Below are 26,777 nucleotides of genomic sequence, written 5' to 3' on the forward strand. Positions count from 1 at the left end.
TCGTCGCAGAGCTCAACGGAGCAGCTGGAGCACGCTCTGCTGGCTCTGGTTGGCGAGCGCCAGCGCGGACACCGCGATCGACTGGCGGGTCGACAGCGCCTGGCTGTTGGCCGCTTCCTCGTTGGTGTCGGCCAGCGTCAGGTTCGACGAGCCGGTCTGCAGCACGTTGATCAGGTTCTTGGAGAAGTCCTGACGGATCTGCACGACCGACAGGTTCGAACCGAAGGCCGACGCCTGCGAACGCAGCGTGCTCGACGCGTTGTTCAGCGCGGTGAGAACCTTCTGGGTGGTGTCGTTGTCGATGAAGTCGGTCCCGGCAGTCAGCGCCGCCAGGCCGAGGCCGGCCGGATCGTCGGTCACCCCGTTGATCGTCAGCTGCGACTTGCCGGTTTCGTTGAACACCAGCTTGAGCTGATCGCCGTTCAGCAGGTTGATGCCGTTGAAGGAGGCATCCTGCGCCGTCGTCTTGATCTGGTCGATCACGATATTGTACTGGCGGACCAGATCGGCGCGGGTGTTCTGCGCGTTGACATCCTTGACCGGAGCGGCCGTGGTGAGCGTCCCGAGCAGACCGGAGGCACCCGTGGCGCTGCCGGTGATCTTGCCGGTCAGATCAACCGACGCATCGTCGTTCGCGGTCGTGATGCTCAGCTTGCCATCGCTGGAGAGCGAGGCCACCAGGTTGCTGTCGGCGAGCTTCTTGTTCAGATCGTCCAGGGTGTTTACCGCACCGGTGCCGGTTCCGATGGTGATGTTCTGAGCCGCCTTGCTGCCGATCGCAGCGATGCTGAGGACCTGGTTATCCTTGGTGTTGGTCGGCTTGGTCTCACCTGCGGTAAGACCCAGCTTGGCGAGGACCGTGCTGGACCCACCAAGGGTGATGCTGTTCGTCTTGTCAGCGGCGGCGTTGCTGATGGTCAGGACGTTTCCGGCGCTGACCGACGATGTACCACCGGTGATGCCATTGATCGCGGAGAGAACATCCGCCACCGTCGAGTCCGTGGCGCCCGCGGTGTACGTCAGGTTGATCGTGACGTTGCCTGCAGCGTCCGTGGTCGAGGCCGCGGTCGCGGCCGCGCCGCCCGTCGCGAAGGTGATCGTCTTGCCATTGACCGTGAACGAGTCACCGTTGGCAAATCCAGCCGCAGTGGTGGTCTCGGTGCCGAGAAGGTTGGTCACCGCGGTGCCGCTCACGGTCGCAGCCGTATCGGCAGTGCCGATCAGGTTGGTGGCGGTCGCGCCAGTGATAACCGCCGACGTGGCGGTCGACTTCGACGAATAGCCCGAGGTCGCCTGCAGCGCCTGGTTGGCGATCGACTTGGCGCTGTCGACCAGCTTCTGCAGCGAGGTGATGCCGGTGTTGGCTGCCTGCAGCACCTGCACGCCATTGCCGATGCCATCGAGCAGGTTGTTGATGTCGCTGGCGCGGTTGTCGAGCGAAGCGGCGGTGAAATAGTTGGTGGGATTGTCGAGGGCCGAGTTGACCTTCTTGCCGGTGGAGAGGTGGCTCTGCGTGGTGGCGAGCAGATCAGCGGTCGACTGCAGCGAGAGCAGGTTCTGGCGAACCGAAGCCGAAAGAATAATGCCGGACATAGTTTGATACCCTTCTGGATGAACACACGATTGACGCAGTCGTCCGGAAATTTCACTCCGGCGACCGTGCCACACTGTTCCGGCGGCGCTACCCGTTCGTTAAATCGCTCCTCAGTACAAATACCCAGAAAATGCGTATGCAGACCTGTTTCTCAGTAGTTCTACTGAGATGATCGCGTGTGTGATGCGCAGATCGGAACAGCAGCACGCGCGATGGATTGCGTTCGCCGATCGCGGATCGCGGACAATTTGTCGTCGTCGATAGATAGCGAGTGATAGCGATGAGTTTTATTCAAATCGCGGCCGCGCGTCTCTCTGTTCGAGCATCGTCTGTGCGCGAACGCTTCGCGTTTGTCTCTTCGGATTAAAGGCAGCCGCGCGGCGCCGATAAGTTCCCCTCAATCATGCCGAGCAGTATTGCAGCTACGCACGCGCGCAAATCCTTCACCGCTTGCGCGCGAGAATCAACATGCTGTTCCGGTTCGGTCGCAAACAACGCGGTTTGTCTGCCCGGTAAGGTGTGTATAGCCACAAACGCGTAACCCTTGTGCAATCGTCTGAGCAAGCTATTCTTCCTTCAATCGACACGCCAAGAGTAGGTGACGCGAGACGGTGAGCTCCCGCCTTTCGGCAGGAGAGGGAATGTCAGGATCATCGCGTCCTTCCAATCATCTGTTGCAGACTCTCCCGGCCGCGGAATTCGAGTTGCTGCGTCCACATCTCGCAACCGTCGACCTGGCCAAGCACGCCGTGCTGTTTGAGGCGGGCGCGCCGATCGGCGATGTCTATCTGCCGCACGGCGGCATGGTCTCGATGATCGTCAGCTTCGCCGAGGGAGAGACGGTGGAAGTCGCCAAGATCGGCCGCGACAGCATCGTCGGCGGCGCTGCCGCGCTCCATGACGGGCCATCGCTTGCCGACGCCGTTGTGATTGTACCCGGGGTCGCCTCCGTTATCGCCGCCGATCGCCTGCGTGCCTTGATCGAGGGAAGCGGCGTCCTGCGGGATCTCCTGGTCAGGCATCAGCAGGCGCTGTCCGTGCAGGCCCAGCAAGCCGCCACATGCCACGCATCGCACACGGTCGAATCCCGCCTCTCGCGCTGGTTGCTGCACGCCCGAGAGTTGTGTGACGGCGAACCGTTGCCGCTGACGCAGGAATCCTTGGCGCAATTGCTCGGCGTCCGGCGCAATGCCGTTTCGATCGTGGCACACGCATTCCAGGAGGCGGGCCTGATCCGCTACAGTCGCGGGAATATCGAAATCATCGATCTCGAGGGCCTGCAGAAAGTCGCCTGCGAATGCTATACCGCCGTGAGGACGCAATGCGGTCGACTGCTCAAGACGGGATGAGAACACGTGCAGGTGGCGGAACCCGCGTCGCAGGGGCCACAGTCGCCCGCAAGCATCAAATGGCACTCGTCAAATCGACAGGTTTTCCTTGCCCGCGCTGCGCGGCAAGGTCATCCTGCAACTCGGGCAGCGTGTGCGGGCTGCCAGGCCGGGACGCTCGGTTTATGAATTTATGAGGCAGGAGACTGCTTTGGATTCGGTTCCTCGTCCGCCGAACGGATTCTTATCCGCATTGTCGGCATCCGATTTCGAATTGATCCGCCCGCATCTTCGCACTGTCGAACTCACCCCGGACATGGTCCTGGTCGAGGTCGACGAAGTGCTGAGGCGCGCCTGGCTTCCGCACAAGGGCGCGATTTCCCTGATCGTGAAGCTAGCGCGCGGCGAGCAGGTGCAGGTCGCCATGGTCGGTCGCGACAGCATCTTCGGCGCGCTCGCCGCGCTTGGCGATCCGACCGCATTGAACAGCGCGGTGGTCGTGGTGCCCGGCATCGCTTCAACGATCGAGCTCGACCAGCTCCGTCTCGCCGCCGATCAGAGCGCGACGCTGTGTCGCGCGCTGGCGCGGCATGGGCTCGCCGTCCATGCGCAGATCCAGCAGACCGCCGGCTGCAATGCTTCCCATACCGTGGAGTCGCGACTCGCGCGCTGCCTCCTGCATACCCGCGACCTGTCCGGCAGCGACAAGATCGTGCTTACGCAGGAAGCGATGGCCCAGATGATCGGCGCACGCCGCAACAGCGTCTCGCTGGTCGCGCACACGCTTCAGCAGGCGGACTTCATCCACTACAGCCGGGGCCATATCGAGATCACCAATTTCGACGGCCTGATGAAAACCTCGTGCGAATGCTATGCGACGGTCAAGGCGCAATACACCCGCCTCGTCAGGCACGGCGAGTCCTGCACGGCTTAAGCGCAACGGCGCGCTTGTCTCCCGCGTGAAAATCCGGCCGTACTTCTACGGCTCGAAATTTTCACGGACAGCTAAGCTTAACCGACGATAATCGCCGTGAACACGGGAGAGCTGACATGTTCACGTTCGAAACGACGGACCAGAAGGAAGCCAGGCGTTTTCGTATCGCACAGTTCAACGGCAGGACCGTAACCACGCGGTCGGCCGGCTCGACGGTGACGGGTCACGTTCGATCCATCGTGGAAAACAAGTCGAGCGTTCCGGCCGCCTGGACCATCACCATCATCCCGGAAGTCTCGAAGCCCGCGACCGTAAACCTGCGGCCCGCCCCGCGCATCCGCGCCTTCGCCGAAGATTATCTCTGAACGACCTCCAGCTCGGGCGAAGCGAACGCGTCATCCGGGAGATCTGCGTCGGGCGGTCCGGATTACGCCGGCGCTTCATCCGGGCTACGGCATGCGCTCCAAGATCGTGAGCGATCAATTTGAATCGAATAGTGGCGCGTATTCTTCACGCGCACCATACCCACTTCGCTTCAAAACGCTCCAGTGATCAGGCGGACTGCATCAGCGCCTTGCGGACGAGGTCGGCGGTGTTGCGCGCGCCAAGCTTGCGCATCGCTTCAGCGCGATGGCTTTCGAAGGTCCGCGGGCTGATGTTCATGCGCAACGCGCCCTGCTTGTTGGAATAGCCTTCGCTGATGAGCCTGAGCACCTCGCGCTCGCGCCGGGTGAGCGGCTTCTGGCCGGCCTTGGATGCAACCGTCGTCTTTGGCGGCCGGCTTTCGTCCTTGATGCGCGCGGGCGGATTGTCCCATCCCGTCTTCTGATCGATGACGGGAGCGGATCCAGGCTGAATGTCGGAAATCTGCTTCAGCATCGCGCAGACACGCTCGGTCTGATGCAGCGCGTTCTCGACCACCTGCTGCAGGTAGACCCGGGCCGCCGGCGAATGCGCGAACTGATGGCTGTGCTGCTTGATCTCGTTCATGTAGAGCAGCAGCGCCGTCATCGGACCATTGAACTGGCGCGCGATCGCAGCGCCGGCCTCTTCCGTGGCACGCGCGCGCTCTGCGGCGAGTTCCACAATCTCACGATTGCTTTCGAATGGGGCGCCCTCTTCCATCCACTTTGACAGATGCGACCCGTCGGTTCGATGCTCGTGCTGTGTCATGCGACCGATCTAGCGACCCTAAGGCTGTTCCCGCGTTAATCCGGCACTCAGTAGGAATACTGAGAACGCGACCATGTGTTGCCAGCTCACAAGGAAATAGAGGCAGACAGGCCTAGACTTTGCAACAATTCTCGCAAGATTGTGGCAGTTCTCAGTATTTCTACTCATCGGGAAAATACTGAAATTGCGGCAGAACAACGTAGTTCCACGAACAAAGCTGTGAGTTCCACATCACGAATTTTGGCGATTCTCGGGCAAGTAGCGAATCGCCAAAGACTCGCGTGAGGAACCGCCGCATTGCTGCGCAAGCTCGGGAACCTTTTGGGGAACATCTCGCGAAACATTCTGAAACACGACGTCGCGATGAAGACACGGCGCGTTTGCTGATGCTGCCAGGGCTGCACGATTGTGTGATCGAAGCAGGGCGCCTCGCGCTGGTCTTTGCGATTTACAGCCTTCACCGGCGTCGCGATGATCGCGATCTCAATCTTCACAGCGATGATGGAGACCGCGATGGCGCGAGTAAGCGGATCATGGCTTGCGATGGCGACACTTGCTTGCGCCTTGGCGTTCGCATCGGGTGCCAAAGCACAGACCACATCCGCGGAAAGCGCGGCGCCGCCGACCGCCGACAATGCGGTGATGATCACGGTGTTCCTGAAGCACGATCAATCGCGCCCGCTCAGCGAGCTCAACGCGCAGCTCGACAAGCAGGGCTACTACAAGGCCTTCCCGCCGGCGGGTGTCGAGGTCGTGAGCTGGTATGTGATGATGGGCGTCGGCCAGGTGGTGACGCTGCGGCTGCCGGCATCACGGCTCCGCGAAGTCAATCGCATACTCGAGGACAAGGCCTGGGGCGCCTATCGCACCGAATTCTATCCGACCTATGATTACAAGGCGGTCGGCATGGCGGCGCACGAGAAGGCGCAGTAGCACCGTGAACCTTTGCTTCCGCGCGGCGCGGATGAAAGCCCACCGCGCCTCATGGTCACGCGCCTTTGCTCTCGGCTTGCGCAATGACGATCAGCTCGGTTTCGTTGATCGTGGCCCCGGATGCGTCGAGCACCGAGACCGTGCGAAACCCGTCGTCGCGAAACTCCTCTGCCTTTCGTAGCGCCGCGGCCGCGGTCGCGAGGATGACGGAGACGCCGCCGGCGCCGTTCCTCGCAAATACCCGGAACATGATCTCCCCAGCCCCTGATGTGCGCTATGCCGCCAGCGCGACACGCGAGGTCGATTTCCGCCGGTACGGCTTGCCGCCCGGCGATCCCGACGGATCGGGGTCGAGGGCCGACAGCGCTTCAAGCACCTCATCAATGCTGACCGCGGTCTTGGTACCCGGAAGTTCACGCAGCGCCGGATTCGACGACACCGCGGCCGCGTCGGACGCCCACGAGGCGAGCACGGCGCGCTTTTCCGCCGTCGACAGCTGCGCATCCGCCAGCACATCGCGCGGATGGTCGTAAGCCGAGGCGGGGTGCAGGATGACATTCAAATCGACGACATTGTCAGTGTGATCGATCATCGGTTGCTCCCAATGCTTGTCAGACAACTTTCGACCGTCCCGCCCGGCACGTGATCCGGGCGGGGCATGCATCGCCGTGCCGAGGACGTTACGCCGCTTTTGCTTCGAGTTGCTGCACGCTGCTCGCGGGAGCGCCATTGATGGCGATCCGCCGCGGCTTCATCGCCTCGGGCACCTCGCGGACCAGCTCGATCTTCAGAAGTCCGTTATCGAACGCGGCGCTCTTCACCTGCACGTAGTCGGCGAGATTGAAGTGGCGCTTGAAAGGCCGCGCCGAGATACCGCGATAGAGGTATTCGCGTTCGGCCTTGTCGGACTTGCTGCCTTCGATCGTGACCACGTTGCTCTCGGCCGTCACCGAGATCTCGTCAGGCGAGAAGCCCGCCAGCGCAAGCGAGATCTGGTAGCGATCTTCGCCGAGCCGTTCGATGTTGTAGGGTGGATAGTTGTCCTCGCCGGTGCGAGCCGCGGCATCGACGAGATCGAACAGGCGGTCGAAGCCGATGGTCGAACGCCACAGGGGAGCAAAGTCGTAGCTGCGCATAGCCAAATCCTCCAATGAGCAAGTTGGATACGAGCGGCACCGGACACGACCGGTGCCCGTTCTGGTCCGGGCCCGTCAGGCGCCCGGACGCCATCTACCGGATGGCGAAAAAAATCTTGGAGAAGCCCGATCCAGTTTCAAGGGGAGGCTGCGAAAAAATTTTGGCCTTCAACGCGAGGGGATTGGGCCGAAATACGTCGCTCTCACCGCGTCATTGCAATGACGGCAAGCAACAGGCCCGCCGCACCCCCTTTGGCGGGACGCGCAAGCCAGGCGAGACGACGGACCAAAGCCTCAGGCGTGCGCCTTCGGCTGCTGGCTCAACTTCTTCGCCAGCGTCTTCAAATCTTCGACCCGCCGGCTGCACAGCAGCCGGGCGAATTCGTCGGCATCGATGGAGGGTTGAGGAAAGCCGGGCGTTTGGCGCAACTCCCGGCTCCGCCAGAACAGCCGGGAGAGACGCTGCAGCAATTTCATTTGCTTGAGCCTCGATGAAAGCCTGCGCGAATAAGTCGCTGGGCCGGTCCTTGGTTCCGCGAGTTATCGCTTCTCCCGTTTTTTTCTCCCCAGACGCGCTCTCCGTTTTCGCATTCGCGTAATAGTGGTGGGCAACAATCTTGCCCGGTTTCACCGCCGGGCCCATTCTTTCCGGCGGAAGGCGTTCAGGGGGAAGACAGATGCTTGAGCCGGACCTTACCCGTGCCCCGATGGGCGGCACGCTCGTGCCCGGCGGGGCGACGTTCCGGGTCTGGGCGCCGCGGGCCAGCGCCGTCCATGTCTCCGGCGATTTCAACGGCTGGAGGCAGGATGCCAGTTCGCTGATGTCAGAGATCGGAGGCGGCCACTGGGCGTGCTTCGTGCCTGACCTGAAGGACGGCGATGCCTACCTGTTCTATGTCGAGGGCGTCGGCTCGTCCGGCTTCAAGCGCGATCCCCGGGCGCGGCTGTTGAGCTTCCAGCCGTCCTTTCCGGCCTGCAATTCGCTGCTGCGCGATGCGGCGCGCTTTCCGTGGCACGTCGAGCGCTTCGTGCCGCCGGCCTTCAACGATCTCATCGTCTACCAGCTTCACGTCGGGACGTTCGCGCCTCATCCGGAAAACGCCGATGGCAAGTTCTTCGACGTGATCGAGCGCGTGCCGCACCTCGCCGCGCTCGGCGTCAATGCCATCGAGCTGTTGCCGATCCAGGAATTCCCGACCACCTTCAGCATGGGCTATAACGGCGTCGATCTCTATAGCCCCGAGAACCAATATGCCGAAGCCAATGAGGCAAAGCTCAGCCGCTATCTGGATCGTACCAACGCGATCCTGCAGGCGGCCGGCCATGCGCCCTATGCCGGCATCGACATCGTCAGGCACAGCGATGACCAGCTCCGTGCGCTGATCGACATCTGCCATGTCCATGGCATCGCTGTGATCTTCGATGTCGTCTACAACCACGCCGGCGGCGGGTTTGACGACAAGAGCCTGTGGTTTCTCGATCGCCACTTCCCCGGCGACAACAACAACAGCCTCTATTTCACCGACCAGGGCTGGGCGGGCGGCCTGGTGTTCGCGTTCTGGAACGACGACGTCAAACAGTTCCTGATCGACAACGCCGCCTTCTTCTATGAGGAGTACCGGATCGACGGCTTCCGCTTCGACGAAGTCAGCGTGATCGACCGGTTCGGCGGCTGGGCCACCTGCCAGGACCTCACCTCGACATTGCGCGCGCAAAAACCCGAGGCGATCCAGATCGCCGAATATTGGCCGGTCAATACGTGGATCGTGAAGGATCGCAGCGAAGGCGGCGCAGGCTTCGACGCCACCTGGAGCGACGGCATCCGCAACAGCGTGCGGGCGGCGATTGCGAGTGCTTCGCTCGGCGCCACCGCGCATGTGCCGATGTCTCCGATCGCAGACGCGATCGCTGCGATGAGCCTGCGCGACCGCTGGCGTGCGGTGCATGCGATCGAGAACCACGACATCGTCTATGCTGGCCGCGACGAACGGATCGCGGCGCTCGCCGACGGCAGCAATCCGCGATCCTGGTATGCGCGCAGCCGCAGCCGTGTCGCGCTTGGGCTGCTGCTGACCGCGCCGGGCATTCCGATGCTGTTCATGGGCCAGGAGTTGCTGACTTCGAAGCCATGGAGCGACACGCCCAGCACGGCTACCGAAATCGACTGGACGGCGTTCGACCGTGGCGATGAGGTGATGGCCGGCTTCCTGCGCTTTGCCTCGGACTTGATCGGCCTGCGCCTGGCGATGCCGGGGCTGCGCGGCGAAGGCTGCGCTGTCATCCATGTCCATGACGACAACCGCGTGCTGGCATTCCAGCGCTGGGTCGAGGGCGACGGCGGCGATGTCGTGGTGGTCTGCAGTCTCAACGAAAGCCCGCACCGCGACTACGCGATCGGCTTCCCCAGCGAAGGCCGCTGGCGCGAGGTGTTCAACAGCGACATCTACGACCGCGAGGTGACCGTCACCGCCGATGGCGGCGTGCATGCCGATGGCCCGCCGCTGCACGGCCTGCCTGCCTCTGCCACATTGACGATTCCGGCGAACGGGCTTCTGGTCTTCGCAAGAGCCTGACATCGCCAGCGGCCTCCTCGCGGCGCTGAGTGATGACATTCCCGCGCGGACTCCATTATGCTAGGGCTTTCGTTCGAGTGGCATTCCCCGCCGCGATATAAGCCTGAGAGCAATGACCGCCCCTTACGTTCCGCAAATCGCCCTCTATCGCCGCTGGCTCGAGCAGCAGCGCGGCCTGAGCTTTTCCAGCTTCGAGGAGATGCGCCAGTGGTCGGTGCGCGACCTCGACGGCTACTGGCAGAGCATCTGGGACTATTTTGACCTGCGCTCGCCGACGCCGCACCGTGCGGTGCTGGCGGAGCGGAAGATGCCGGGCGCGGTATGGTTTCCCGGCGCCTCCGTCAACTACGCCCAGCAGGTGTTCCGGCATGTCGAAGCCGCCGATGCCGCAGGCCTGCCGGCGATCGTGAGCAGCGGCGAGGATGGCGTGCTGAAGGAGACGAGCTGGCCCGAATTGCGGCGGCAGGCGGTCGCACTGGCCCTTCACCTGCGCGAGAAAGGCGTCAAGCCCGGCGACCGTGTCGCGGCCTATCTGCCCAACATCCCCGAGACCATCATCGCCTTTCTCGCCACCGCGAGCCTCGGCGCAATCTGGAGCGTGTGCGCGCCCGATATGGCGGCACCGGCGGTGATCGATCGCTTCAAGCAGATCGAACCGAAAGTGCTGATCGCCTGCGATGCCGTCACCTATGCCGGCCGGCGGCATGACCGCCGCGCCGTGGTCGACGAACTCCGGCGTTCGCTGCCGAGCGTCGAGCATGTCATCCTGCACAGCGATGCGGCCGCAAGTGCGGCGTCGCCGGACCAACGGCTTTCGGAGATCCTCGCTGCCAAGCGGCCTGCGATCGATGCGTTCGAGCCGGTGTGGCTGCCGTTCGACCATCCGCTTTGGATCGTCTATTCCAGCGGCACCACCGGCTTGCCGAAGCCGATCGTGCACAGCCATGGCGGCATCATCATTGTGGTGCTGGCGCTGAACACCCTGCACAACGACATCGGCTGCAGCTATCAGCCGAATTCGTTCGGCGAACGCTTCCATTGGTACAGCTCGACCGGCTGGATCATGTGGAACTGCCAGGTCAACGGACTGCTGGGCGGCACCACCTGCTGCATCTTCGACGGCAGCCCCGGCGGATCAAAGGACAAGCCGGACTGGACCACGCTGTGGCGTTTCGTGGCCGACGCCAAGGTGACGATCTTCGGCGCGGGCGCGGCGTTCTTTGCCAGTTGCACGAAAGCCGAAATCGATCTCGCCGCCGTCGGAGACCTCTCGCACCTGCGTGCGCTCGGCTCGACCGGATCGCCGCTGAGCGCCGACACGCAAGCCTGGTTCAACGAGCGCTTCGCCGCGCTTTCGAAGATCAACGGCAACGCCGCGCAGGCGGAGATGTGGTGGGCGAACATTTCCGGCGGCACCGACTTTGCCGGCGCCTTCATCGGCGGCAACAGGGAATTGCCGCAGACGCCGGGCACCATGCAATGCCGGATATTGGGCTGCGCCGTGGAGGCCTTCAACGAGCAGGGCCGCGCCGTGATCGACGAGGTCGGCGAGCTCGTCTGCACCGAGCCGCTGCCGTCGATGCCGCTGCGCTTCTGGAACGATCCTGATGATGCGCGCTACCGCGCCAGCTACTTCGAGACCTATCCGGATAATTTCGACGGCAGCGGACGCGGCCCGGTGTGGCGGCATGGCGACTGGCTCAAGGTCGCCGCCGACGGTTCCTGCGTGATCTATGGCCGGAGCGACGCCACCATCAACCGGCACGGCCTGCGCATGGGGACGAGCGAACTTTATTCGGCTATCGAGGCGCTGCCTGAAATTCTGGATTCGATGGTCGTCGACCTCGAATATCTCGGGCGCGAAAGCTACATGCCGCTGTTCGTGGTGCTGCGCGACGGCATTGCGCTCGACGAGGCGATGAAGGCGAGGATCAACAAGGCGATCGAAGCCGGCCTGTCCCGCCGCTTCCTGCCCAATGAGATCTTCGCGGTGCCCGAAATCCCGCGCACGCTATCGGGCAAGAAGCAGGAGCTGCCGATCAAGAAGCTCCTGCTCGGCCACCCGATCGAGAAGGTCATCAACAAGGACGCGATGGCCAATCCGGGATGTCTAGAATGGTATCTCGCGTTTGCGGACGATTATCTGCAAAAGCACGCGGGCGCTGCATAAGGCAGCGCCCGCATTTCTTACGCAGACTGGAGCGTCTGTTTCCCGACTCGCTCCAGCCAATCTTTCCCGAGAACGAGGTCCGCTCGCGAGAGCTGATGGCCTACCGGCAGAGTCCGGCGCGTGACATCGGCGCCCGCGTCGCGCAGCATCTCGGCCAGTCTCGCCGAGTTGGAAGTCGGCACGATCGGGTCCATCTGCCCCGAGGCGATCAGCACCGGCGCGCCCGCAAGATTGGCGCGCGGCGGATCGGACAACGGCACCATCGCGCGCAGCAGCGCCGCGCCGGCGAGCGTGCCGGGGCGAAGCAGCATCATGGCCGCGGCGATATTGGCGCCGTTGGAATAACCCACCGCAACAGGCGCAGCGATGCCGAGGCGCTGGCGCGTGCTGTCGACGAAATCGGCCAGTTCTGCTGCACGCCGCCGAACGTCGTCCTCATCGAAGACGCCTTGGGCGAGACGGCGGAAGAACCTGGGCATGCCGTTCTCGAGCACGCGGCCGCGCGGCGACAACAACGCTGAATCCGGCGACAGCATCCGTCCGAGTTCCAACAGATCGTTTTCGTCGCCGCCAGTGCCGTGGAGCAGCAGAAGGGGCGGAGCGCCCGCCCCTTCTGCCGGCACGAACCGATAGACGAATGGCGTTTCGTTGCTCGTCATGCGACTTCTCCCAAATCAGGCAGCACGCTTTCGATCTCCTGGCGATGCCGCTCGAGGAACAGCGGCAGCTTCAATGCGTGGCCGAGGCTCTCGACAGGTTCGTCGACGGCAAAGCCGGGAATGTCGGTGGCGATCTCGAACAGCACGCCGCCGGGCTCGCGGAAGTAGATCGAGCGGAAGTAGTTGCGATCCTTCTGCTCGGTCGGATGCAGGCCGTGGGCGGAGACCAGCTTCTGCGCCATCTGGCCCTGCTCCACATCGTCGGCCGCCCGGAACGCGATGTGGTGCACCGAGCCGCGACCCTGGCGGCCGCGCAGGAAGCCCCTGGCCTCGTAGATATCGACGATGCTGCCCTTGACGTCACCGGGAGCGGCGAAGCGGGTCACCAAGCCCTCACGCGCGACCTCGCGGAAGCCGAACACATCGGTGAGGATGGCCGCCGTCTTCGCTGCACTCTCGAGCAGCAAGGTCACACCCTGGAAGCCGCGGATCGCGTGCTCGGCCGGGACATCGCCATTGCTCCAGGCCGGCTCGTCCTCGGCGCCGGGAATGCCGACCAGCGCCAGCGCCATGCCGTCGGGATCAGTGAACGGCAGGACGGTCTCGCCAAAGCGCTTTTCCAGCGGCTGGTGCGGAATGCCCTTCTCGACGAAGCGCTGCACCCAGTAGCCGAGCGAGCGCGCCGGCACACGGAACGCGGTCTGATGGGTCTCGCCGACCCCGCGGCGGCCGGCCGGCGCGCCCTCCCAGGGGAAGAACGTCAGGATCGTGCCGGGATGGCCGACCTCGTCGCCGTAATAGAAGTGATAGGTCGTAGGATCGTCGAAATTGACGGTCTTCTTCACGAACCGCAGGCCGAGGTCGCGGATGTAAAAGTCGAAGTTCTTCAGTGGGTTGCCGGCTATGGCGGTGACATGATGGATACCTGACATGGTCTTGCCTCCTGAAAGTCCTGAGCCCGACCGGGCTCGTTGGGGCAAATATCGGCTCGCTATGTTCTGAGAACAATCCATGCTTTTGTGACGCCTCTCTCTACGATTTGAGGACAATCACCCATGGACAAGATCGCGAGCTTGCGGGCCTTCGTGAAGGTCGTGGAGACCAGCAGTTTCGCCGAGGCTGGCCGGCAGCTTCGGCTCTCCCGCTCCGCCGTCAGCAAGTACGTGGCGGAGCTCGAAGAGAGCCTGGGCGTCCAGCTTCTCAACCGCACCACGCGCCATGTCTCCACCAATGAGAGCGGCCAGATGTATTTCGAGCGCGCGCTCTCGATCCTGTCCGAACTCGACGCGGCGGATCAGGCGGTGTCGCAAGCGCAATCGGCGCCGCACGGACTGCTTCGCGTCAATGCGCCGATGTCGTTCGGCACGCTGCGGCTCGGCCCGGCGGTCGCGGACTTCATGGGCAAATATCCGAAGATCCAACTCCAGCTCGTCCTCAGCGACGATTTGCTCGACCCCGTGCAGGACGGCTTCGACGTCACCTTGCGGATCGCGGAGCTGGAGTCCTCGAGCCTGATCGCGCGCAGGATCGTGCCGATCGACCGCGTCGTGTGCGCCTCGCCGGACTATCTGGCGAAGCACGGCACGCCCATCCATCCGCGCGATCTCCGCGAGCACGCGGCGCTGACTTACGGCTTCCTGCTCACCGGCAACCAATGGAAGCTGACGGGCGCGGATGGCGATCACTGGATCCAGCCGTCGTGGTCGCTGTGTGCGAACAACGCAGAGGTGCTGCGCGACGTGGCCGTGAGGGGACACGGCATCGCGCTGATCCCGACCTTCATCGCCGGCAACGCGCTCCGCACCGGCGCGCTGAAGACCATCCTCGCCGACTATCAAGCACCACCGCTGACGCTCTATGCGATCTACCCGCCGACCCGACACCTCTCGGTGAAGGTGCGGCTGTTCATCGACTTCCTGGTCGAGCATTTCGGCGCGGTTGCGGATTAGTGCGTAACCCGTCAGCGCGGCAGATAATCCGCCGTGCTCAGCAGCGTGCCGTAGGATGATCCCAGCGCAGCCATGTAGGCGGCGTGGACCTGCGCGGCGGGAACGCTGACGCCGCCGAACGCGAGGTCGCGCGTCGCGCAGGCATCGTGCACGACGGTGGCCTTGTAGCCGAAGTCGGCGGCCGCCCGCGCTGTCGCATCGATGCACATGTGACTCATCGCGCCGACGATCACGACGTCCTCGATTGCTCTTGCATCAAGGGCTTGCTTCAACGCCGTGTCGCGGAACGAGTTGGGAAAATTCTTCACGATCACGGTCTCGCCTTCGGCCGGCTGGACGGAGGCATGGATCTGCGCGCCCGGCGATCCCGCGACGAAGAACGGCGCATCGGGGCGGGGAAATTCATGCCTGATGTGAATGACCGGCTCGCCGCTGGCACGCGCGGCAGCGATGACACGCGCTGCATTGGCTGCGGCCGCATCGATCCCTACCAGCGGCAATTTGCCGGACGCGAAATAGTCGTTCTGAAGATCGACAACGATGATCGCGCGCTTGCTCATGGCCTGACCGTCCTTTCCGCGGATTGGTTTGCATCTTGCTGGACGAGCCTAGGCCCGCTATCGCATGGTGCAAATTGGCGATACCGACATAAAACGGGTTGATACCGACACATGACCGCCTCCCGCAGCTCAACCGAGATCGGACTGGTGCTCTATCCCGGCGCGCAGCTCGCCGCGATCCATGGCCTCACCGATCTGTTCGGCGTCGCCGACCGGATTGCGTCCGGGCATCGCAAGCGCAAGTCTGCGCTGTTGCGGGTCAGCCATTGGCAGCAGGCGGCGTCCGACAAGCCGCCGGTGCGGGTGTTCGACACCGCTCCGGATGGCAATGCGAAGGCAGCACCTGCGGCGCTGATCCTGCCGCCGAGCCTGGGCGAGCCGCCGACGGCGGAGAAGGCGGCGCCTTTCGTGCGCTGGCTGCATCGCCATCACGAGGCCGGCGTCACGCTCGGCTCGGTCTGCGCCGGCGCCTTCCTGCTCGGCGAGACCGGGCTGCTGGCGGGACGGTCGGTGACGACGCACTGGGCCTATGCCGAGCAATTCCAGAACCGTTTCCCGAACGCGCGCGTCGACATCGACCGGCTCATCATCGACGACGGCGACATCATCACCGCCGGCGGCGTGATGGCCTGGACCGATCTCGGCCTGAAGCTGGTCGACCGCCTTCTCGGGCCGACGGTGATGATCGAAACGGCGCGCCTGCTGCTGGTCGATCCGCCCGGACGCGAGCAGCGCTATTACAGCGCGTTTGCGCCGAGACTGACCCATGGCGACAAGGCCGTGCTCAAGGTGCAGCACTGGCTGCAGGCGACCGGCGCCAGGGACATCGCGCTCGCAACGCTGGTCGCACGATCCGGGTTGGAAGAGCGCACCTTCCTGCGCCGCTTCCAGAAGGCGACGGGCCTGACGACGACTGAATATTGCCAGCGGCTGCGCGTTGGCAAGGCGCGCGAACTGCTGCAATTCGGCAAGCTGCCCGTCGACCGCGTCGCGTGGGACGTCGGCTATGGCGACGCGGGCGCGTTCAGGAAGGTATTCACCCGCATCACCGGCCTGACCCCGGGCGACTACCGCCGCCGCTTCAACGCGGAGTGATGTTTGGCCCCCTCTCCCGCTTGCGGGAGAGGGCCGGGGTGAGGGTGCTTCCGCGATTCACGCTGTTCGAACAGGTGGAGAGAGCCCTCGCCCGGCGCTGCGCGCCGACCTCTCCCGCAAGCGGGAGAGGTGAAGAATGGTGTCGCATCACACCAGAAACACCGTCGATCCCGTGGTCTTGCGGGCGGCGAGATCGGCATGCGCCTTGGCGGCGTCCTTGAGCGGATAGGTCTGGTTGATCTCGATCTTGACCGCGCCTGATTTCACCACGTCGAACAGTTCGTTCGCCATCGCCACCAGGTTCTCGCGCTTGGCGCCATAGGTGTTCAGCGTCGGCCGGGTCACGTACAGCGAGCCCTTCTGTGCCAGGAGGCCGAGATTGAGCGGCTCGACGCTGCCGGAGGACTGGCCGAACAGCACCGCGACCCCGAGCGGCGCGAGGCAATCCAGCGACTTAAGAAAGGTGTCCTTGCCGACGGAATCGTAGACGACAGGCACCAGATTGCCGCCAGTTAACTCCTTGACGCGGGCGACGAAGTCTTCGCGCGTGTAGACGATCGCGTGCGCGGTGCCGTGTTCTTTGGCGAGCTTCGCCTTCTCGTCGGTGGAGACCGTGCCGATCACGGTGGCGCCGAGATGCTTCGCCCATTGGCCGAGGATCAAGCCGACGCCGCCGGCCGCGGCATGCAGCAGGATGGTGTCGCCGCTCTTCACGCGATAGGTCTGGCGGATGAGGTACTGCACCGTCAGGCCCTTGAGCATCATCGCCGCGGCGGTCCTGTCGTCGATGCCATCGGGCAATTTGAGCAGACGGTCGGCGGGGATCAGCCGCTCCTCGGCATAGGCGCCGAGCGGCGAGCTGCCATAGGCGACGCGATCACCCGGCTTGACGTCGGTGACATCGGGCCCGACCTCCTCGATGATTCCCGCGCCCTCGCTGCCGAGGCCGCTCGGCAGCGGAACGTTGTAGACGCCCGCGCGGTTATAGATATCGACAAAGTTCAGGCCCACTGCCGTGTGACGAATCCGCGCTTCGCCAGGACCAGGCTTTCCGAGCTTGACCTCCTCCCATTTCAGAACCTCGGGACCACCGGCCTGATGAAAACGAAAGGCGTATGTCATGAGAAACTCCTGCAGCGCGGGACGGTTGTGAAAGTTGGGACGGGCGCGTTTTCGTGGCCGCAGACCATATCAGCGCGCCATACGGCGGCAAGCGGCGCCCGCGGTCATCTTGCCGTGAGCCCGCTGATGCAGCGCAAAATTTTTCCAATCAGATCAGACTCGACAGAGATAATCCAATCCTGCAGCGAATCACCGAGTCAGATCACCACGACGACCTTGCCGAGGGCACGCCGGTCGGCGAGGTGCTGGATCGCCTTGCCGCCGTCCTGCAACGGAAATTCGGCGCTGATGCCGGGCGAGAGCATGCCTTGCGCGTACCAGGCCTGGAGCGCGCGACGATTCTCGGCGACGCGTGAATCGTGCGACAGCGTGAACGTGCGCCAGTTGATCCCGAGCACATCGCAATTCTTCAAGAGCGGCAAGTTGAGCGGCAAGGATGGAATGCCGGCGGTGAAGCCGAGCACCAGATAGCGCCCGCCCTCAGCGATGCAGCGAATAGCGGCCTCCGAGAGCCATCCGCCGACGGGATCGATGATCACATCGGCGCCGCGCGAACCGACCGCCTGCTTCAGCCGCGCAGCGAGCTCGCGACCATCTCCTGTAGTGTCGGCCGAATAGATCACCCCCTCGGCGGCGCCGTGCTGGCGAGCGAAGCCAAGCTTCTCCTCCGATGAAGCGGCGGCGACGACACGGGCACCGAGATTGCGCGCGACCTGCACGGCGGCAATGCCGACGCCTCCCGCAGCGCCCAGCACCAGCACGGTTTCGCCGGTTCGCACGCCGGCGCGGGTATGCAGCGCATAATAGGCCGTCTCGAATGTGAACTGCATGACCGCGGCATCGACGAACGACATGCCGTCGGGAATCGGGCTGCAGCGCGTGGCGTCGACGGCGACGAACTCCGCCATGCCACCGGTTCCGGTCCGCGCGGCGACCCGGTCGCCGATACGCAGCGCAGTGACCTCCTGCCCCACAGCAGACACGACGCCGGCCACCTCGGCTCCGGGCGCGAAGGGCCGCGGCGTCTTGACCTGATAACGGTCCTGGATGGTGAGAAGGTCCGGATAGTTCACCCCGCACGCCTGCACCGCCACAAGCACCTGTCCGGGTGCGGGGACGGGCTCCGGCACATCGAGCAGCCGCAGGGTTTCGGGCCCGCCCGGCTCGCAACTCATCAATGCCCGCATCAAATGTCCTCCGGCCTTTTCGGCGAGAATGAAAAGAAGTCCCGCACCCGCAATGACGAAAACGATCAGTTGCGTTGACCTTGCCTGCCACAGGAATGGTGGCGACGGAACCATCCCGGCGCTAACATGGCAATGCCATGCCGGGAGCCTCTGCCGCAGTTCGATCACCGCACGCCGCGCCGTCGCGTTCGGCGATCGATTCCGGCTATGTCGGACTCGTGCTGAGCGGTGTCCGCGAGGCCGGCTTCGATATCGACCGGCTGCTGGCACGCGCCGGCATCGCGCCCGAGCAGTTCGAGAAGCCGGGCGCCCGGCTGCCGCAGGACCGGTTCGCCCGTCTGATCGCGATCCTGACCCGGGAGACGCGCGACGAGCTCTGGCTGTTGTGCAGCCGCCCGATCAAACCCGGCACCTTCCGCATGATGTGCCGGCTGTTGATCCGCTGCACCAATCTGCGCGAAGCGATCCGGATCGGCTGCCAGTTCTACCATCTGGTCGCCGACGATTTCGTGGTGCGGCTGGCGGAGGGCCCGGACGACGCTTCGCTCTATGTCACCGATACCATCGCCCAGCCGAACCGGCGGCGCATGGTCAATGGCGCGATCCTGCTGTTCGCCTACGGATTGATGTGCTGGCTGGTGGGCCGCAGGCTGCCGCTGATCACAGTTCATTACGTCTTCCCGGAAGAGCCGTTCAGCTCGGAGCTCGAGCCGTTCTACCGGGCGCCGATGCTGTTCGATCAGCCGCGCACGGAAATCCGCTTCGACGCCGAGTTGCTGGACCTGCCGATCATGCCCGACGAGGAGCGCCTGCGACGCTTTCTCGCCTCCATGCCCAATGCGCTGCTGGTGCGCTACCGCGACGACAGCAGCATGGCGGAACGCGTGCGCGGCATTCTCCGCCGCAACCTCAAGCGTCCGCTGTCGTTCGAGGACATTGCCGGGATGCTGGCGGTCTCGCCGCAGACGCTGCGCCGCCGCCTGCTCGAAGAGGAGGATTGCGGCTTTCAGGAAATCAAGGACCGGCTGCGGCGCGACCTCGCCACGCACCTGCTGCAGAAGTCCCGATTGCCGCTGGAAGAAATTGCGGTCTCGCTGGGCTTCTCCGAGCTCAGCACCTTCCATCGGGCGTTCAGGCGCTGGACCGGCGTGACGCCGGGCGAGTTCCGCGAGCGCCGCGGCTCGCTCGCAAAATAGAGCCGTCGGATTCCGCCAATCGGATTGGCACGCCCGGTCATTCAATGATGCAGCCTTGATGCGGATAATCCCCGCAAGGCCGACGTCTTCGGCCATCACGGGGAAGAAATGCCAATCCTGCGCCAATGGGCCGAACGTCATCCCGACAAGACCGCCGCGCTCGTCGCCTTTTCCGACCAGGCAATTACCTATGGCGAGCTCGACCGCCGCGCCAATGCGGTCACGCAGCTCCTGATCTGGATGGGGCTCGCAGCCGGCGACGGCATCGCGATCATGCTCGACAATGACCCCACCTATTTCGAGCTGATCTGGGGCGCGCGCCGCCACGGCGTCTACTACACGCCCGTCAGCACGCATCTGAAGCCCGAAGAGGCGGCGTATATCGTGCGCGACAGCGGCGCAAAACTGTTCTTCGTCGCCTCGCGTTTTGCCGAAGCAGTCCAGGCGCTGCTCGCCGACAATCCGCACCGGTGCACGGTTTATGCAGTCGGCGGCGCATTGGACGGCAGTTTTGACTATGCCGCGGAGCTTGCCCGCTTCGATCGCCTGATCGAGATACCCGACGGGCCGGTCGGCAAGGATTTCTTCTATTCCTCGGGCACAACTGGCAAGCCGAAGGGCATCAAGCAACCGCTGTTCGCCAACCTCCGCCAGGCCCAGGCCTCCGGCGACTGGGTGCGCGACAATTTCGGCTTCGCGGAGGATACGGTCTATCTCTCCCCGGCGCCGCTCTACCATGGCGCGCCGCTGCGCTTCACCATGCGCACGCTGGAGAGCGGCGGCACGGCCGTGATCATGAAAAAGTTCGTGGCCGAGCAGGCGCTGGCGGCGATCGAGCAATATCGCATCACTCACAGCCAGTGGGTGCCGACGATGTTCTTCCGCCTGCTCGCGTTGCCGGACGAGATACGCGGTCGCTACGATCTATCGTCGCATTGCTGCGCAATCCACGCCGCCGCGCCTTGCCCACCCGAACTCAAGGAGCAGATGATCGACTGGTGGGGGCCGATTGTCTGGGAATATTACGCCGGCTCGGAGCGCAACGGCGCTACCTGCATCTCGACCGCGGAATGGTTGACGCATCGCGGCTCGGTCGGGCGCGCCTGCGTCGGCAGCATCCATATCCTCGACGACGCGCAGAACGAACTCGGCCCTGGCGAGATCGGCGACGTCTATTTCGACGGCCCGCAATTCGTCTACCACAACGATCCCGAGAAGACCGCGCGCTCGCGAAACGCCAAGGGCTGGTCGACGATCGGCGACGTCGGCTATCTCGACAAGGACGGTTACCTTTATCTGACCGACCGTCGCTCGCACATGATCATCTCCGGCGGCGTCAATATCTATCCCGCCGAGATCGAGAATCGCCTGGCGCTGCATCCTGACGTTGCCGATGTCGCCGTGTTCGGAATCCCCAATCCGGAATATGGCGAGGAGGTCAAGGCCGTGGTGCAGCTCAAAGAGCCGTCGAAGGCGTCACAGGCGCTTGTGGCTGAACTGATGGCGTTCTGCCGGGACGGCCTGTCGCACGTCAAGTGCCCACGCTCGATCGATTTCGAGGCCGAGCTGCCGCGGCAGGAGAACGGCAAGTTGTTCAAGCACGTGCTGAAGCAGCGCTATCTGCAGCCGGCCTGATCGGCGATCATCAACGACAGAAGGGGAAGAGCATGAAGAAGCTCATGGCGGCGACCTGTGCAATCGCATGGGCGGGTTTTGCGTTTTCCGCGTACGGCCAGGACAAGAACTACGGGCCCGGCGTGACCGATACCGAAGTCAAGATCGGCCAGACCATGCCCTATAGCGGCCCTGCGTCGAGCTTCGCGGCGATCGGGCGCGCGATGACCGCCTATTTCCAGAAGGTGAATGCGGAAGGCGGCGTCAACGGCCGCAAGATCAACCTGATCTCGCTCGACGACGGCTACAGCCCGCCCAAGGCGGTCGAGCAGACGCGTCGGCTGGTCGAAAGCGAGGAGGTGCTGGCGATCGTCGGCACCTTCGGCTCGCCGACCAACTTCGCCACGCAAAAATATCTGAACGCCAAGAAGGTGCCGGGCCTGTTCCTCGGCACCGGCGCCAACCGCGTCTCCGAGCCGACGACCTATCCATGGTCGATGGGCTGGCAGCCGAACAACCATGCCAAGGGCGTGATCTACGCCAAATATCTCCTGAAGGAGCGGCCCAATGCGAAGGTCGCGGTGCTGTTCCAGAACGACGATTTCGGCCGCGATCACCTCAAAGGCTTTCGCGACGGACTCGGCGACAAGGCCGCCACGATGATCGTCAAGGAGCTCAGCTACGAGATCGCCGAGCCGACCATCGATTCGCAGATTTTGATCCTGAAGGCGACCGGCGCCGACGTGTTCCTCGACATTTCGACGCCGAAATTCTCGGCGCAGGCGATCAAGAAGATGGCGGAAACCAAATGGGATGCACTGCATCTTCTCAGCGATGCGGCCGGCTCGATCTCCAGCACGCTGGTGCCGGCGGGGCTGGAGAATTCCAAAGGCGTCATCACGGTCGCGTTCCGTAAGGATCCGAACGACGCGGCATGGGCCGACGATGCCGGCATGAAGGAATATCTCGCCTTCATGAAGCAATACATGCCCGAAGCCAATCCATCCGAAACCTATCACGTGTTCGGCTATGCGACGGCGCAGACCTTCGTTCACGTCCTGAAGAATTGCGGCGACGACCTGACACGCGAGAACCTGATGAAGCAGGCGACCAGCATCAAGGACCTCGTTCTTCCCATCATGCTTCCCGGCATCAAGCTCAACACCACCCCAACGCGCTACACGCCGATGAGCCAGGAGCAGTTGATGCAGTTCGACGGCGTGAAATGGACGCCGATCGGCGAAGTGATCGACGCGGAGAAGTAAGTGGCATTGGCGATCGATGGCGGGCTCCCTCTCCCGCTTGCGGGAGAGGGCGGGGTGAGGGTGCCTCCGCATAGGGATTCCCCCAGTGGAGAGAACCCTCACCCGGCGCTACGCGCCGACCTCTCCCGCAGGCGGGAGAGGTGAAGCCTCGGCGCCCGTTAGCCGCGCGCTACTCACACTCGCGCAGCACTTCGCGGGCGATGGTCATCTTCATCACTTCGGTGGTGCCCTCCGCGACCTGGGCGATGCGGCTCTGGAAATAGAGCTGGCCGAAGCGGTTTTCCTTGAGCACGCCGAGCCCGCCATGGATCTGGATGGCGCGGTCGATGACGCGGCAGGCCGCGAGCGGCGCGAAGCATTTCACCATCGCGGCTTCCTTCCGCGCATCGAGGCCGCGATCGAGCATCCAGGCGGTCTTGTAGACCATCAGCCGTGACTGCTCGAGATCCATCTCCGATTCCGCGAGCATCCATTGAATAGCCTGCCGCTCCGCAAGCGGCTTGCCGAAGGTCTCGCGCTCGCGCGCCCGCTTGGCGGCCTGTGTCTGCGCCCAGCGCGCGGTGCCGGTCAAGCGCGCCCCGATCACGGTGCGGTTTCGGTTGAGCTGGTCCATCATGTAGCGGAAGCCCATGCCTTCGGCACCGAGCATGTTCTTCGCCGGAACGACGCAATCCTTGTACTGGTAATCGCAACTGCGGCCGAGATAGGTGCCGGGCGCCATGGTCTCGTATTCGCGCAGCACCGACACGCCGGGATTGGGATAGTCGACCAGGAACAGGCTGATGCCTTCATAGCCCTTGGTCGGATCGGTCACGGCATAGCAGAGCAGATATTTCGGCGTGATGCCCGGATGGTTCGGCGGCGGCGCCCAGCGCTTGATGCCGTTGATGATGTAATTGTCGCCGTCGCGAACGGCGGTGGTCTTGATTCCGGCGGCGTCGGAGCCCGCGCCGGGCTCCGAGATGTTGATGTGGTAGAACTTGTCCTCCTTGAGGATCGGATAGAGATACGCCTCCTTCTGCCATTCCGGCGCGACATGGAGCGCAGGGTGTGGATCGAGAAAACCCGACCAGGTCGCGAGCAGGCCATGCATCACGGGCGACCTCACGATCTCCTCATAGACCAGGCATTTCGCGACCGTCCCTAATCCCTGCCCGCCGGCTTCCTTCGGCACCGCCAATCCCCTGAAGCCGTATTCGCGGAATTTCCGCACCACACTCATGAAGATGTCGTGCGGCACGGCATAGTCGTCCACACCCCAGTCATCTTCGAGCGGGCGGCAGACTTCCTCCACGAAGGCTGAGGCGCGAGCCTTGATTTCGCGTTGTTCCCTGGACAGTTCAAAATCCACTGTTGTCTCCAAGCCTTGTTTGCAAGGCTGGAGACTAGGTCGGCTGCGTCAGGGCGATTATGGCTTGGAGAGCCAATCTGATTGGCTGATTGCATCAGGCCGGGGGGCATTGCTAGCCGCTTCTCTCGTGCCGCGATTACGCCGGACGAGACGACCCTGCTATGCGCGACTTTCGAGCGCGGCCGACGATAGATTCGTCTGCCATCGGTGCTTTGGAAGCCCGTCATTCGCCTCGAGTGGCAACAATTTTAATCATCTATGAGGTAGCTCGAATCCACAATCTTCACGCGCGCATGCTAGTGCGTGAAGTCAACTCATCGCCCCAAGGATGAATGCGATAACGAGACCCATGATCATGACGACGTTCTATTCGTTAATAAATGACGTGCAAAGTACAACGACATCTGGGTCGACGAAACGACAGCTAAGGGCCCTCACCCGCATCACAGACTTGTTCCTTGCCGGGTCTGGTCGCTACTCGAAGCAGCAGATCAAGCTGTTCGACGAGATATTCAAAACCCTCGTTGCCGTGATCGAGTTGAAAACCCGGGTCAAGCTGGCCCGTGACGTTGCAACTGACCCGAATGCGCCGGCAACCCTGGTCAGGGCATTTGCGTTGGATGATGCCCTCGCCGTGGCGGCTCCGGTTCTCAGTCAGTCGGAAGTCCTCAGCGAAGCCGATCTTGTTGTCTGCGCGAGCACTCAAGGTCAGGGTCACCTTCACGCAATCGCGCAACGTCGAACAATCAGCGAGGCGATCACGGAGCTGCTGATCCAGCGCGGCGAAGCCGGCGTGGTCCACGCCGTTGCGAGCAACCCGGGCGCCCGCTTCTCGGACAGCAGCTTTCGCGAACTTGTCGCGCGATCGGGCGAAGATACCCAGCTTGCGCTGCATGTCGGGACGCGACATGACATCCCCCGACATCACTTTCTCAAACTTCTGGAAACAGCGTCGGCTTCGGTGCGCCGCAGGATGGTCACGGCAAATCCGCAATTTTCCGACGCCGTGCATGACGCTGTAACGGAGGTCGTCGACGACATAAATCTGGAGGTCCGCAATCAGTCTCCGGATCACGCGAGGGCAAAGAAGAAGGTAAAGCGCCGCAAATACTGGAGGGAGCTCGGGGAAGCGGATGTTCACGCGGCCGCTCGAGCGCAGGATTTTGAAACGGCTGTGATGGCATTGTCCGTCCTTGCCGCCTGTCCTATCGAATTGGTCGAACGGGCAGTTCTCAATGACAATCCCGGTACCGTGCAGGTTGTCGCAAAAGCCAGCGGATGCTCCTGGGCAACCGCCAAGGCCTTGCTGCTGATGAGGGTAGCAGACCGCAGGCTGAGCAAGACCGATCTTGATCAAGCGCGGGAAAACTTTGAGCGGCTCGAACTCCGAACGGCGAGACGTGTGCTCGAGTTCTACAAGGCACGCCGTGACGCACGCGCAACCGAAAGCCATCCCATCGCCCCGAAGGAATCGGCAAGCTTGGCTGTCGCCGTGGGATGAACACGCCGATTGAAGGAGCGGCGTTGACGCCGCCAGGTTCGGCTAGAACAGGGGCCTGACATTGGGAACTGGCGTTCAGGCGCAATCAGCACCACGCCGCCATGTTCAACGGGAAAGCCGAGCGTCAGCACTTCCGACTGGAATGGGCCAATCCTGCGCGGCGGCAGGTTGATCACGCAAGCCACCTGCCGGCACAAGCCGGTCATTTTTCTGCCGGTGCCGCTCCGGCTGCGACATGATCGACGAACCTGTTCGTATAGGTCTTGCTGACATCGATATGAGCCTGCGCGACGATTGGTGAGCTCTGGCTGAAGACCGATAGCACGACTTCAGCGCCCTTCGGATCCATTCTTCCGGTCTCCGAAAACATGGGAATCGTGTTCCTGAGCGCCGAGAGGTACAGCTCCCGATCCTTGCCGATCAAGTCGCTCGGCATCTTCGCCATGATCTCTTCGGGCGAGTGCGAATGAATCCAGGCCAGCGTCCTCACGATGGCAACGGTCAGCGCCTGTGCTTCCTTCTCGTGTGACTCTATCCAGGCCATCGTGCTGTAGAGGGCACCACCCGGATAGTCGGCACCGAACACCGAACGGGCGTCTCGCTCGGATCGCGTGTCAGTCAGCACCTTCAGATCAGAATGTTTTCCCTGCAGGTACGTCGCGGAGGGATCCACCATCACCGCTGCATCGACCAGACCCTGCTCCACCGCGGCAACCGCAGTAGCACCCACGCCAATGCCGATGACCGAGACCATTGCGGGATCGACGCCGCTTTTCTTCAGGAGGAACTTGAGAAAGAAGTCCGACGTTGAACCAGGTGCCGTGACCCCGACCGTCTTGCCTGCCAGATCTGAGAACGAGCCAATCTCGGCGCGATGCACCGGAGAGACAATAACGACTTCGCCCGGGTACCGGTCGAACACGACGAACGACTGCAGCGCTTGTTTTCTTGCGGCGATCTCAACGCAATGATCGAAATATCCGGTTGCAACGTCCACACTTCCGGATAGCACTGCCGTCAGAGTGTCTGAACCGCCCCTGAGGTTCACCAGATCGACCGACACGCCGGCGCGATCATACTCCCCCAGTTCCCGCGCAAGAACGACCGGCAGATAGCATAGGCAGCTGCTGCCGCCGACAGCGATGGTTACCTTGCTTTGCGCGATTGCGGCACCGGAGGACAGGACAATCGCCATGAGACCCAGGACCATTCTCATTGATTTCGTCCGCATTTCTTCGTCAGCCCCCGGTTCGTTTTTTCGCGGAGACTTCGCTTTCAACGTCCTCAACGTCCGGCGGCAGGTGCCTCACCGGGTAGAGATAGCTCGCATGGTAAGACGCCCCGTGCATTGCAAGGCCATCGACAATGGCATCGAACGTCCCGCGCAATAGCGCGCGACATACATCGAGGCCGGATCTCCGCCTCGATGGCGGCGGC

General features: G+C 63.2%; 26 protein-coding genes and 1 pseudogene. 12 read left to right on the forward strand and 15 right to left on the reverse strand.

The features are described from left to right. Positions 1-12: 12 nt before the first annotated feature. Positions 13-1,593, reverse strand: a complete 1,581-nt coding sequence (locus I6F35_RS30675) for a flagellin (RefSeq protein ID WP_225121375.1) — start codon at positions 1,591-1,593, stop codon at positions 13-15. 642 nt (positions 1,594-2,235) lie between these two features. Between I6F35_RS30675 and I6F35_RS30680 the strand changes: the two genes are divergently transcribed. From I6F35_RS30680 to I6F35_RS30690, 3 genes are all read left to right on the forward strand, one after another. After that, positions 2,236-2,943, forward strand: coding sequence for a Crp/Fnr family transcriptional regulator (locus I6F35_RS30680; protein WP_225121376.1), 708 nt, complete (start codon positions 2,236-2,238; stop codon positions 2,941-2,943). A 172-nt stretch (positions 2,944-3,115) separates the two neighbouring features. Further along, a complete protein-coding gene (locus I6F35_RS30685; RefSeq protein ID WP_225121431.1) occupies positions 3,116-3,856 on the forward strand; it encodes a Crp/Fnr family transcriptional regulator in 741 nt (246 codons plus the stop codon). A 116-nt stretch (positions 3,857-3,972) separates the two neighbouring features. Beyond that, positions 3,973-4,221 carry a hypothetical protein gene (locus tag I6F35_RS30690; protein WP_225121377.1) on the forward strand — a complete coding sequence of 83 codons (249 nt, stop codon included), beginning with the start codon at positions 3,973-3,975 and terminating at the stop codon, positions 4,219-4,221. A gap of 187 nt (positions 4,222-4,408) precedes the next feature. On the opposite strand, the gene I6F35_RS30695 is transcribed toward I6F35_RS30690, so the two are convergent. Together I6F35_RS30695 and I6F35_RS30700 are read right to left on the reverse strand one after the other, a co-directional pair. Next, entirely contained in the window at positions 4,409-5,029 is a 621-nt protein-coding gene (locus I6F35_RS30695) for a helix-turn-helix transcriptional regulator (RefSeq protein WP_225121378.1), read from the reverse strand. Positions 5,030-5,193: 164 nt separating this feature from the next. After that, on the reverse strand, positions 5,194-5,679 hold the full coding sequence (locus I6F35_RS30700; protein ID WP_225121436.1) for a hypothetical protein: 486 nt from the start codon (positions 5,677-5,679) through the stop codon (positions 5,194-5,196). Here I6F35_RS30700 and I6F35_RS30705 point away from each other — a divergent pair. Continuing rightward, positions 5,573-5,962, forward strand: coding sequence for a hypothetical protein (locus I6F35_RS30705; RefSeq protein ID WP_225121432.1), 390 nt, complete (start codon positions 5,573-5,575; stop codon positions 5,960-5,962). The genes I6F35_RS30700 and I6F35_RS30705 overlap by 107 nt on opposite strands. A 55-nt stretch (positions 5,963-6,017) precedes the next feature. On the opposite strand, the gene I6F35_RS30710 is transcribed toward I6F35_RS30705, so the two are convergent. The 4 genes from I6F35_RS30710 to I6F35_RS30725 form a co-directional block, all read right to left on the reverse strand. Continuing rightward, positions 6,018-6,212 (reverse strand): hypothetical protein, encoded by a 195-nt coding sequence (locus I6F35_RS30710; protein ID WP_225121379.1) that lies wholly within the window; start codon positions 6,210-6,212, stop codon positions 6,018-6,020. Positions 6,213-6,236: 24 nt separating this feature from the next. Beyond that, complete coding sequence (locus I6F35_RS30715) at positions 6,237-6,554, reverse strand: hypothetical protein (protein WP_225121380.1); 318 nt, start codon at positions 6,552-6,554, stop codon at positions 6,237-6,239. A gap of 88 nt (positions 6,555-6,642) precedes the next feature. Next, entirely contained in the window at positions 6,643-7,098 is a 456-nt protein-coding gene (locus I6F35_RS30720; protein WP_225121381.1) for an Hsp20 family protein, read from the reverse strand. 294 nt (positions 7,099-7,392) lie between these two features. After that, the gene (locus I6F35_RS30725) at positions 7,393-7,575 is read right to left on the reverse strand and encodes a hypothetical protein (protein WP_225121382.1); all 183 of its coding nucleotides are present in this window, start codon (positions 7,573-7,575) and stop codon (positions 7,393-7,395) included. A 200-nt stretch (positions 7,576-7,775) separates the two neighbouring features. Here I6F35_RS30725 and I6F35_RS30730 point away from each other — a divergent pair, with 200 nt between their 5' ends. Both I6F35_RS30730 and I6F35_RS30735 read left to right on the forward strand, forming a co-directional pair. Next, positions 7,776-9,671 (forward strand): alpha amylase C-terminal domain-containing protein, encoded by a 1,896-nt coding sequence (locus tag I6F35_RS30730; RefSeq protein ID WP_225121383.1) that lies wholly within the window; start codon positions 7,776-7,778, stop codon positions 9,669-9,671. 112 nt (positions 9,672-9,783) lie between these two features. Beyond that, entirely contained in the window at positions 9,784-11,841 is a 2,058-nt protein-coding gene (locus tag I6F35_RS30735) for an acetoacetate--CoA ligase (protein WP_225121384.1), read from the forward strand. 17 nt (positions 11,842-11,858) lie between these two features. On the opposite strand, the gene I6F35_RS30740 is transcribed toward I6F35_RS30735, so the two are convergent. Both I6F35_RS30740 and I6F35_RS30745 read right to left on the reverse strand, forming a co-directional pair. Continuing rightward, the gene (locus I6F35_RS30740) at positions 11,859-12,500 is read right to left on the reverse strand and encodes an alpha/beta hydrolase (RefSeq protein ID WP_225121385.1); all 642 of its coding nucleotides are present in this window, start codon (positions 12,498-12,500) and stop codon (positions 11,859-11,861) included. Continuing rightward, complete coding sequence (locus I6F35_RS30745) at positions 12,497-13,432, reverse strand: ring-cleaving dioxygenase (RefSeq protein WP_225121386.1); 936 nt, start codon at positions 13,430-13,432, stop codon at positions 12,497-12,499. Before I6F35_RS30745 ends, I6F35_RS30740 begins: the two co-directional genes overlap by 4 nt. A gap of 123 nt (positions 13,433-13,555) precedes the next feature. Between I6F35_RS30745 and I6F35_RS30750 the strand changes: the two genes are divergently transcribed. Beyond that, positions 13,556-14,449, forward strand: coding sequence for a LysR family transcriptional regulator (locus I6F35_RS30750; protein ID WP_225121387.1), 894 nt, complete (start codon positions 13,556-13,558; stop codon positions 14,447-14,449). An 11-nt stretch (positions 14,450-14,460) separates the two neighbouring features. On the opposite strand, the gene I6F35_RS30755 is transcribed toward I6F35_RS30750, so the two are convergent. Continuing rightward, complete coding sequence (locus I6F35_RS30755; RefSeq protein ID WP_225121388.1) at positions 14,461-15,009, reverse strand: cysteine hydrolase family protein; 549 nt, start codon at positions 15,007-15,009, stop codon at positions 14,461-14,463. A gap of 111 nt (positions 15,010-15,120) precedes the next feature. Here I6F35_RS30755 and I6F35_RS30760 point away from each other — a divergent pair, with 111 nt between their 5' ends. Beyond that, positions 15,121-16,104, forward strand: a complete 984-nt coding sequence (locus tag I6F35_RS30760; protein ID WP_225121389.1) for a GlxA family transcriptional regulator — start codon at positions 15,121-15,123, stop codon at positions 16,102-16,104. A gap of 147 nt (positions 16,105-16,251) precedes the next feature. On the opposite strand, the gene I6F35_RS30765 is transcribed toward I6F35_RS30760, so the two are convergent. After that, positions 16,252-17,226, reverse strand: coding sequence for a quinone oxidoreductase (locus tag I6F35_RS30765; protein ID WP_225121390.1), 975 nt, complete (start codon positions 17,224-17,226; stop codon positions 16,252-16,254). Positions 17,227-17,423: 197 nt separating this feature from the next. Then, positions 17,424-18,413 carry an NADPH:quinone oxidoreductase family protein gene (locus tag I6F35_RS30770; RefSeq protein WP_225121391.1) on the reverse strand — a complete coding sequence of 330 codons (990 nt, stop codon included), beginning with the start codon at positions 18,411-18,413 and terminating at the stop codon, positions 17,424-17,426. 137 nt (positions 18,414-18,550) lie between these two features. Here I6F35_RS30770 and I6F35_RS30775 point away from each other — a divergent pair, with 137 nt between their 5' ends. The 3 genes from I6F35_RS30775 to I6F35_RS30785 all read left to right on the forward strand — a co-directional run bounded on the left by I6F35_RS30775 (position 18,551) and on the right by I6F35_RS30785 (position 22,488). Beyond that, complete coding sequence (locus I6F35_RS30775) at positions 18,551-19,609, forward strand: AraC family transcriptional regulator (RefSeq protein ID WP_225121392.1); 1,059 nt, start codon at positions 18,551-18,553, stop codon at positions 19,607-19,609. A 108-nt stretch (positions 19,610-19,717) separates the two neighbouring features. Further along, positions 19,718-21,244: an acyl-CoA synthetase gene (locus I6F35_RS30780; RefSeq protein ID WP_225121393.1), complete on the forward strand. Its 1,527-nt coding sequence runs from the start codon at positions 19,718-19,720 to the stop codon at positions 21,242-21,244. A 32-nt stretch (positions 21,245-21,276) separates the two neighbouring features. Beyond that, a complete protein-coding gene (locus I6F35_RS30785) occupies positions 21,277-22,488 on the forward strand; it encodes an ABC transporter substrate-binding protein (RefSeq protein WP_225121394.1) in 1,212 nt (403 codons plus the stop codon). Positions 22,489-22,657: 169 nt separating this feature from the next. On the opposite strand, the gene I6F35_RS30790 is transcribed toward I6F35_RS30785, so the two are convergent. Continuing rightward, on the reverse strand, positions 22,658-23,839 hold the full coding sequence (locus tag I6F35_RS30790) for an acyl-CoA dehydrogenase family protein (protein ID WP_225121395.1): 1,182 nt from the start codon (positions 23,837-23,839) through the stop codon (positions 22,658-22,660). 355 nt (positions 23,840-24,194) lie between these two features. On the opposite strand from I6F35_RS30790, the gene I6F35_RS30795 reads away from it, so the two are divergent. After that, positions 24,195-25,340: a DUF2336 domain-containing protein gene (locus I6F35_RS30795; protein ID WP_225121396.1), complete on the forward strand. Its 1,146-nt coding sequence runs from the start codon at positions 24,195-24,197 to the stop codon at positions 25,338-25,340. 62 nt (positions 25,341-25,402) lie between these two features. Here the strand turns inward: I6F35_RS30795 and I6F35_RS30800 are convergent. Next, positions 25,403-25,543, reverse strand: a pseudogene (locus I6F35_RS30800) (tRNA-binding protein); the annotation flags it as partial. Beyond that, positions 25,543-26,556, reverse strand: coding sequence for an ABC transporter substrate-binding protein (locus tag I6F35_RS30805; protein WP_225121397.1), 1,014 nt, complete (start codon positions 26,554-26,556; stop codon positions 25,543-25,545). The pseudogene I6F35_RS30800 and the gene I6F35_RS30805, both read right to left, overlap by 1 nt. Between the last annotated feature and the right edge of the window lie 221 nt (positions 26,557-26,777).

The sequence above is a fragment of the Bradyrhizobium sp. BRP22 genome, assembly GCF_020194175.1.
Classification (GTDB): domain Bacteria; phylum Pseudomonadota; class Alphaproteobacteria; order Rhizobiales; family Xanthobacteraceae; genus Bradyrhizobium.

Bases quoted from the DNA above. Each gene is read 5' to 3' on its own strand.
- I6F35_RS30795 (WP_225121396.1), top strand. From the start codon at position 24,195: ATGACGACGTTCTATTCGTTAATAAATGACGTGCAAAGTACAACGACA.
- I6F35_RS30680 (WP_225121376.1), top strand. From the start codon at position 2,236: ATGTCAGGATCATCGCGTCCTTCCAATCATCTGTTGCAGACTCTCCCG.
- I6F35_RS30685 (WP_225121431.1), top strand. From the start codon at position 3,116: ATGAGGCAGGAGACTGCTTTGGATTCGGTTCCTCGTCCGCCGAACGGA.
- I6F35_RS30750 (WP_225121387.1), top strand. From the start codon at position 13,556: ATGGACAAGATCGCGAGCTTGCGGGCCTTCGTGAAGGTCGTGGAGACC.
- I6F35_RS30780 (WP_225121393.1), top strand. From the start codon at position 19,718: ATGCCAATCCTGCGCCAATGGGCCGAACGTCATCCCGACAAGACCGCC.
- I6F35_RS30705 (WP_225121432.1), top strand. From the start codon at position 5,573: ATGGCGACACTTGCTTGCGCCTTGGCGTTCGCATCGGGTGCCAAAGCA.
- I6F35_RS30710 (WP_225121379.1), bottom strand. From the start codon at position 6,212: ATGTTCCGGGTATTTGCGAGGAACGGCGCCGGCGGCGTCTCCGTCATC.
- I6F35_RS30760 (WP_225121389.1), top strand. From the start codon at position 15,121: ATGACCGCCTCCCGCAGCTCAACCGAGATCGGACTGGTGCTCTATCCC.
- I6F35_RS30725 (WP_225121382.1), bottom strand. From the start codon at position 7,575: ATGAAATTGCTGCAGCGTCTCTCCCGGCTGTTCTGGCGGAGCCGGGAG.
- I6F35_RS30785 (WP_225121394.1), top strand. From the start codon at position 21,277: ATGAAGAAGCTCATGGCGGCGACCTGTGCAATCGCATGGGCGGGTTTT.
- I6F35_RS30735 (WP_225121384.1), top strand. From the start codon at position 9,784: ATGACCGCCCCTTACGTTCCGCAAATCGCCCTCTATCGCCGCTGGCTC.
- I6F35_RS30720 (WP_225121381.1), bottom strand. From the start codon at position 7,098: ATGCGCAGCTACGACTTTGCTCCCCTGTGGCGTTCGACCATCGGCTTC.
- I6F35_RS30745 (WP_225121386.1), bottom strand. From the start codon at position 13,432: ATGTCAGGTATCCATCATGTCACCGCCATAGCCGGCAACCCACTGAAG.
- I6F35_RS30740 (WP_225121385.1), bottom strand. From the start codon at position 12,500: ATGACGAGCAACGAAACGCCATTCGTCTATCGGTTCGTGCCGGCAGAA.
- I6F35_RS30675 (WP_225121375.1), bottom strand. From the start codon at position 1,593: ATGTCCGGCATTATTCTTTCGGCTTCGGTTCGCCAGAACCTGCTCTCG.
- I6F35_RS30805 (WP_225121397.1), bottom strand. From the start codon at position 26,556: ATGAGAATGGTCCTGGGTCTCATGGCGATTGTCCTGTCCTCCGGTGCC.
- I6F35_RS30775 (WP_225121392.1), top strand. From the start codon at position 18,551: ATGCCGGGAGCCTCTGCCGCAGTTCGATCACCGCACGCCGCGCCGTCG.
- I6F35_RS30690 (WP_225121377.1), top strand. From the start codon at position 3,973: ATGTTCACGTTCGAAACGACGGACCAGAAGGAAGCCAGGCGTTTTCGT.
- I6F35_RS30755 (WP_225121388.1), bottom strand. From the start codon at position 15,009: ATGAGCAAGCGCGCGATCATCGTTGTCGATCTTCAGAACGACTATTTC.
- I6F35_RS30770 (WP_225121391.1), bottom strand. From the start codon at position 18,413: ATGCGGGCATTGATGAGTTGCGAGCCGGGCGGGCCCGAAACCCTGCGG.
- I6F35_RS30715 (WP_225121380.1), bottom strand. From the start codon at position 6,554: ATGATCGATCACACTGACAATGTCGTCGATTTGAATGTCATCCTGCAC.
- I6F35_RS30730 (WP_225121383.1), top strand. From the start codon at position 7,776: ATGCTTGAGCCGGACCTTACCCGTGCCCCGATGGGCGGCACGCTCGTG.
- I6F35_RS30765 (WP_225121390.1), bottom strand. From the start codon at position 17,226: ATGACATACGCCTTTCGTTTTCATCAGGCCGGTGGTCCCGAGGTTCTG.
- I6F35_RS30695 (WP_225121378.1), bottom strand. From the start codon at position 5,029: ATGACACAGCACGAGCATCGAACCGACGGGTCGCATCTGTCAAAGTGG.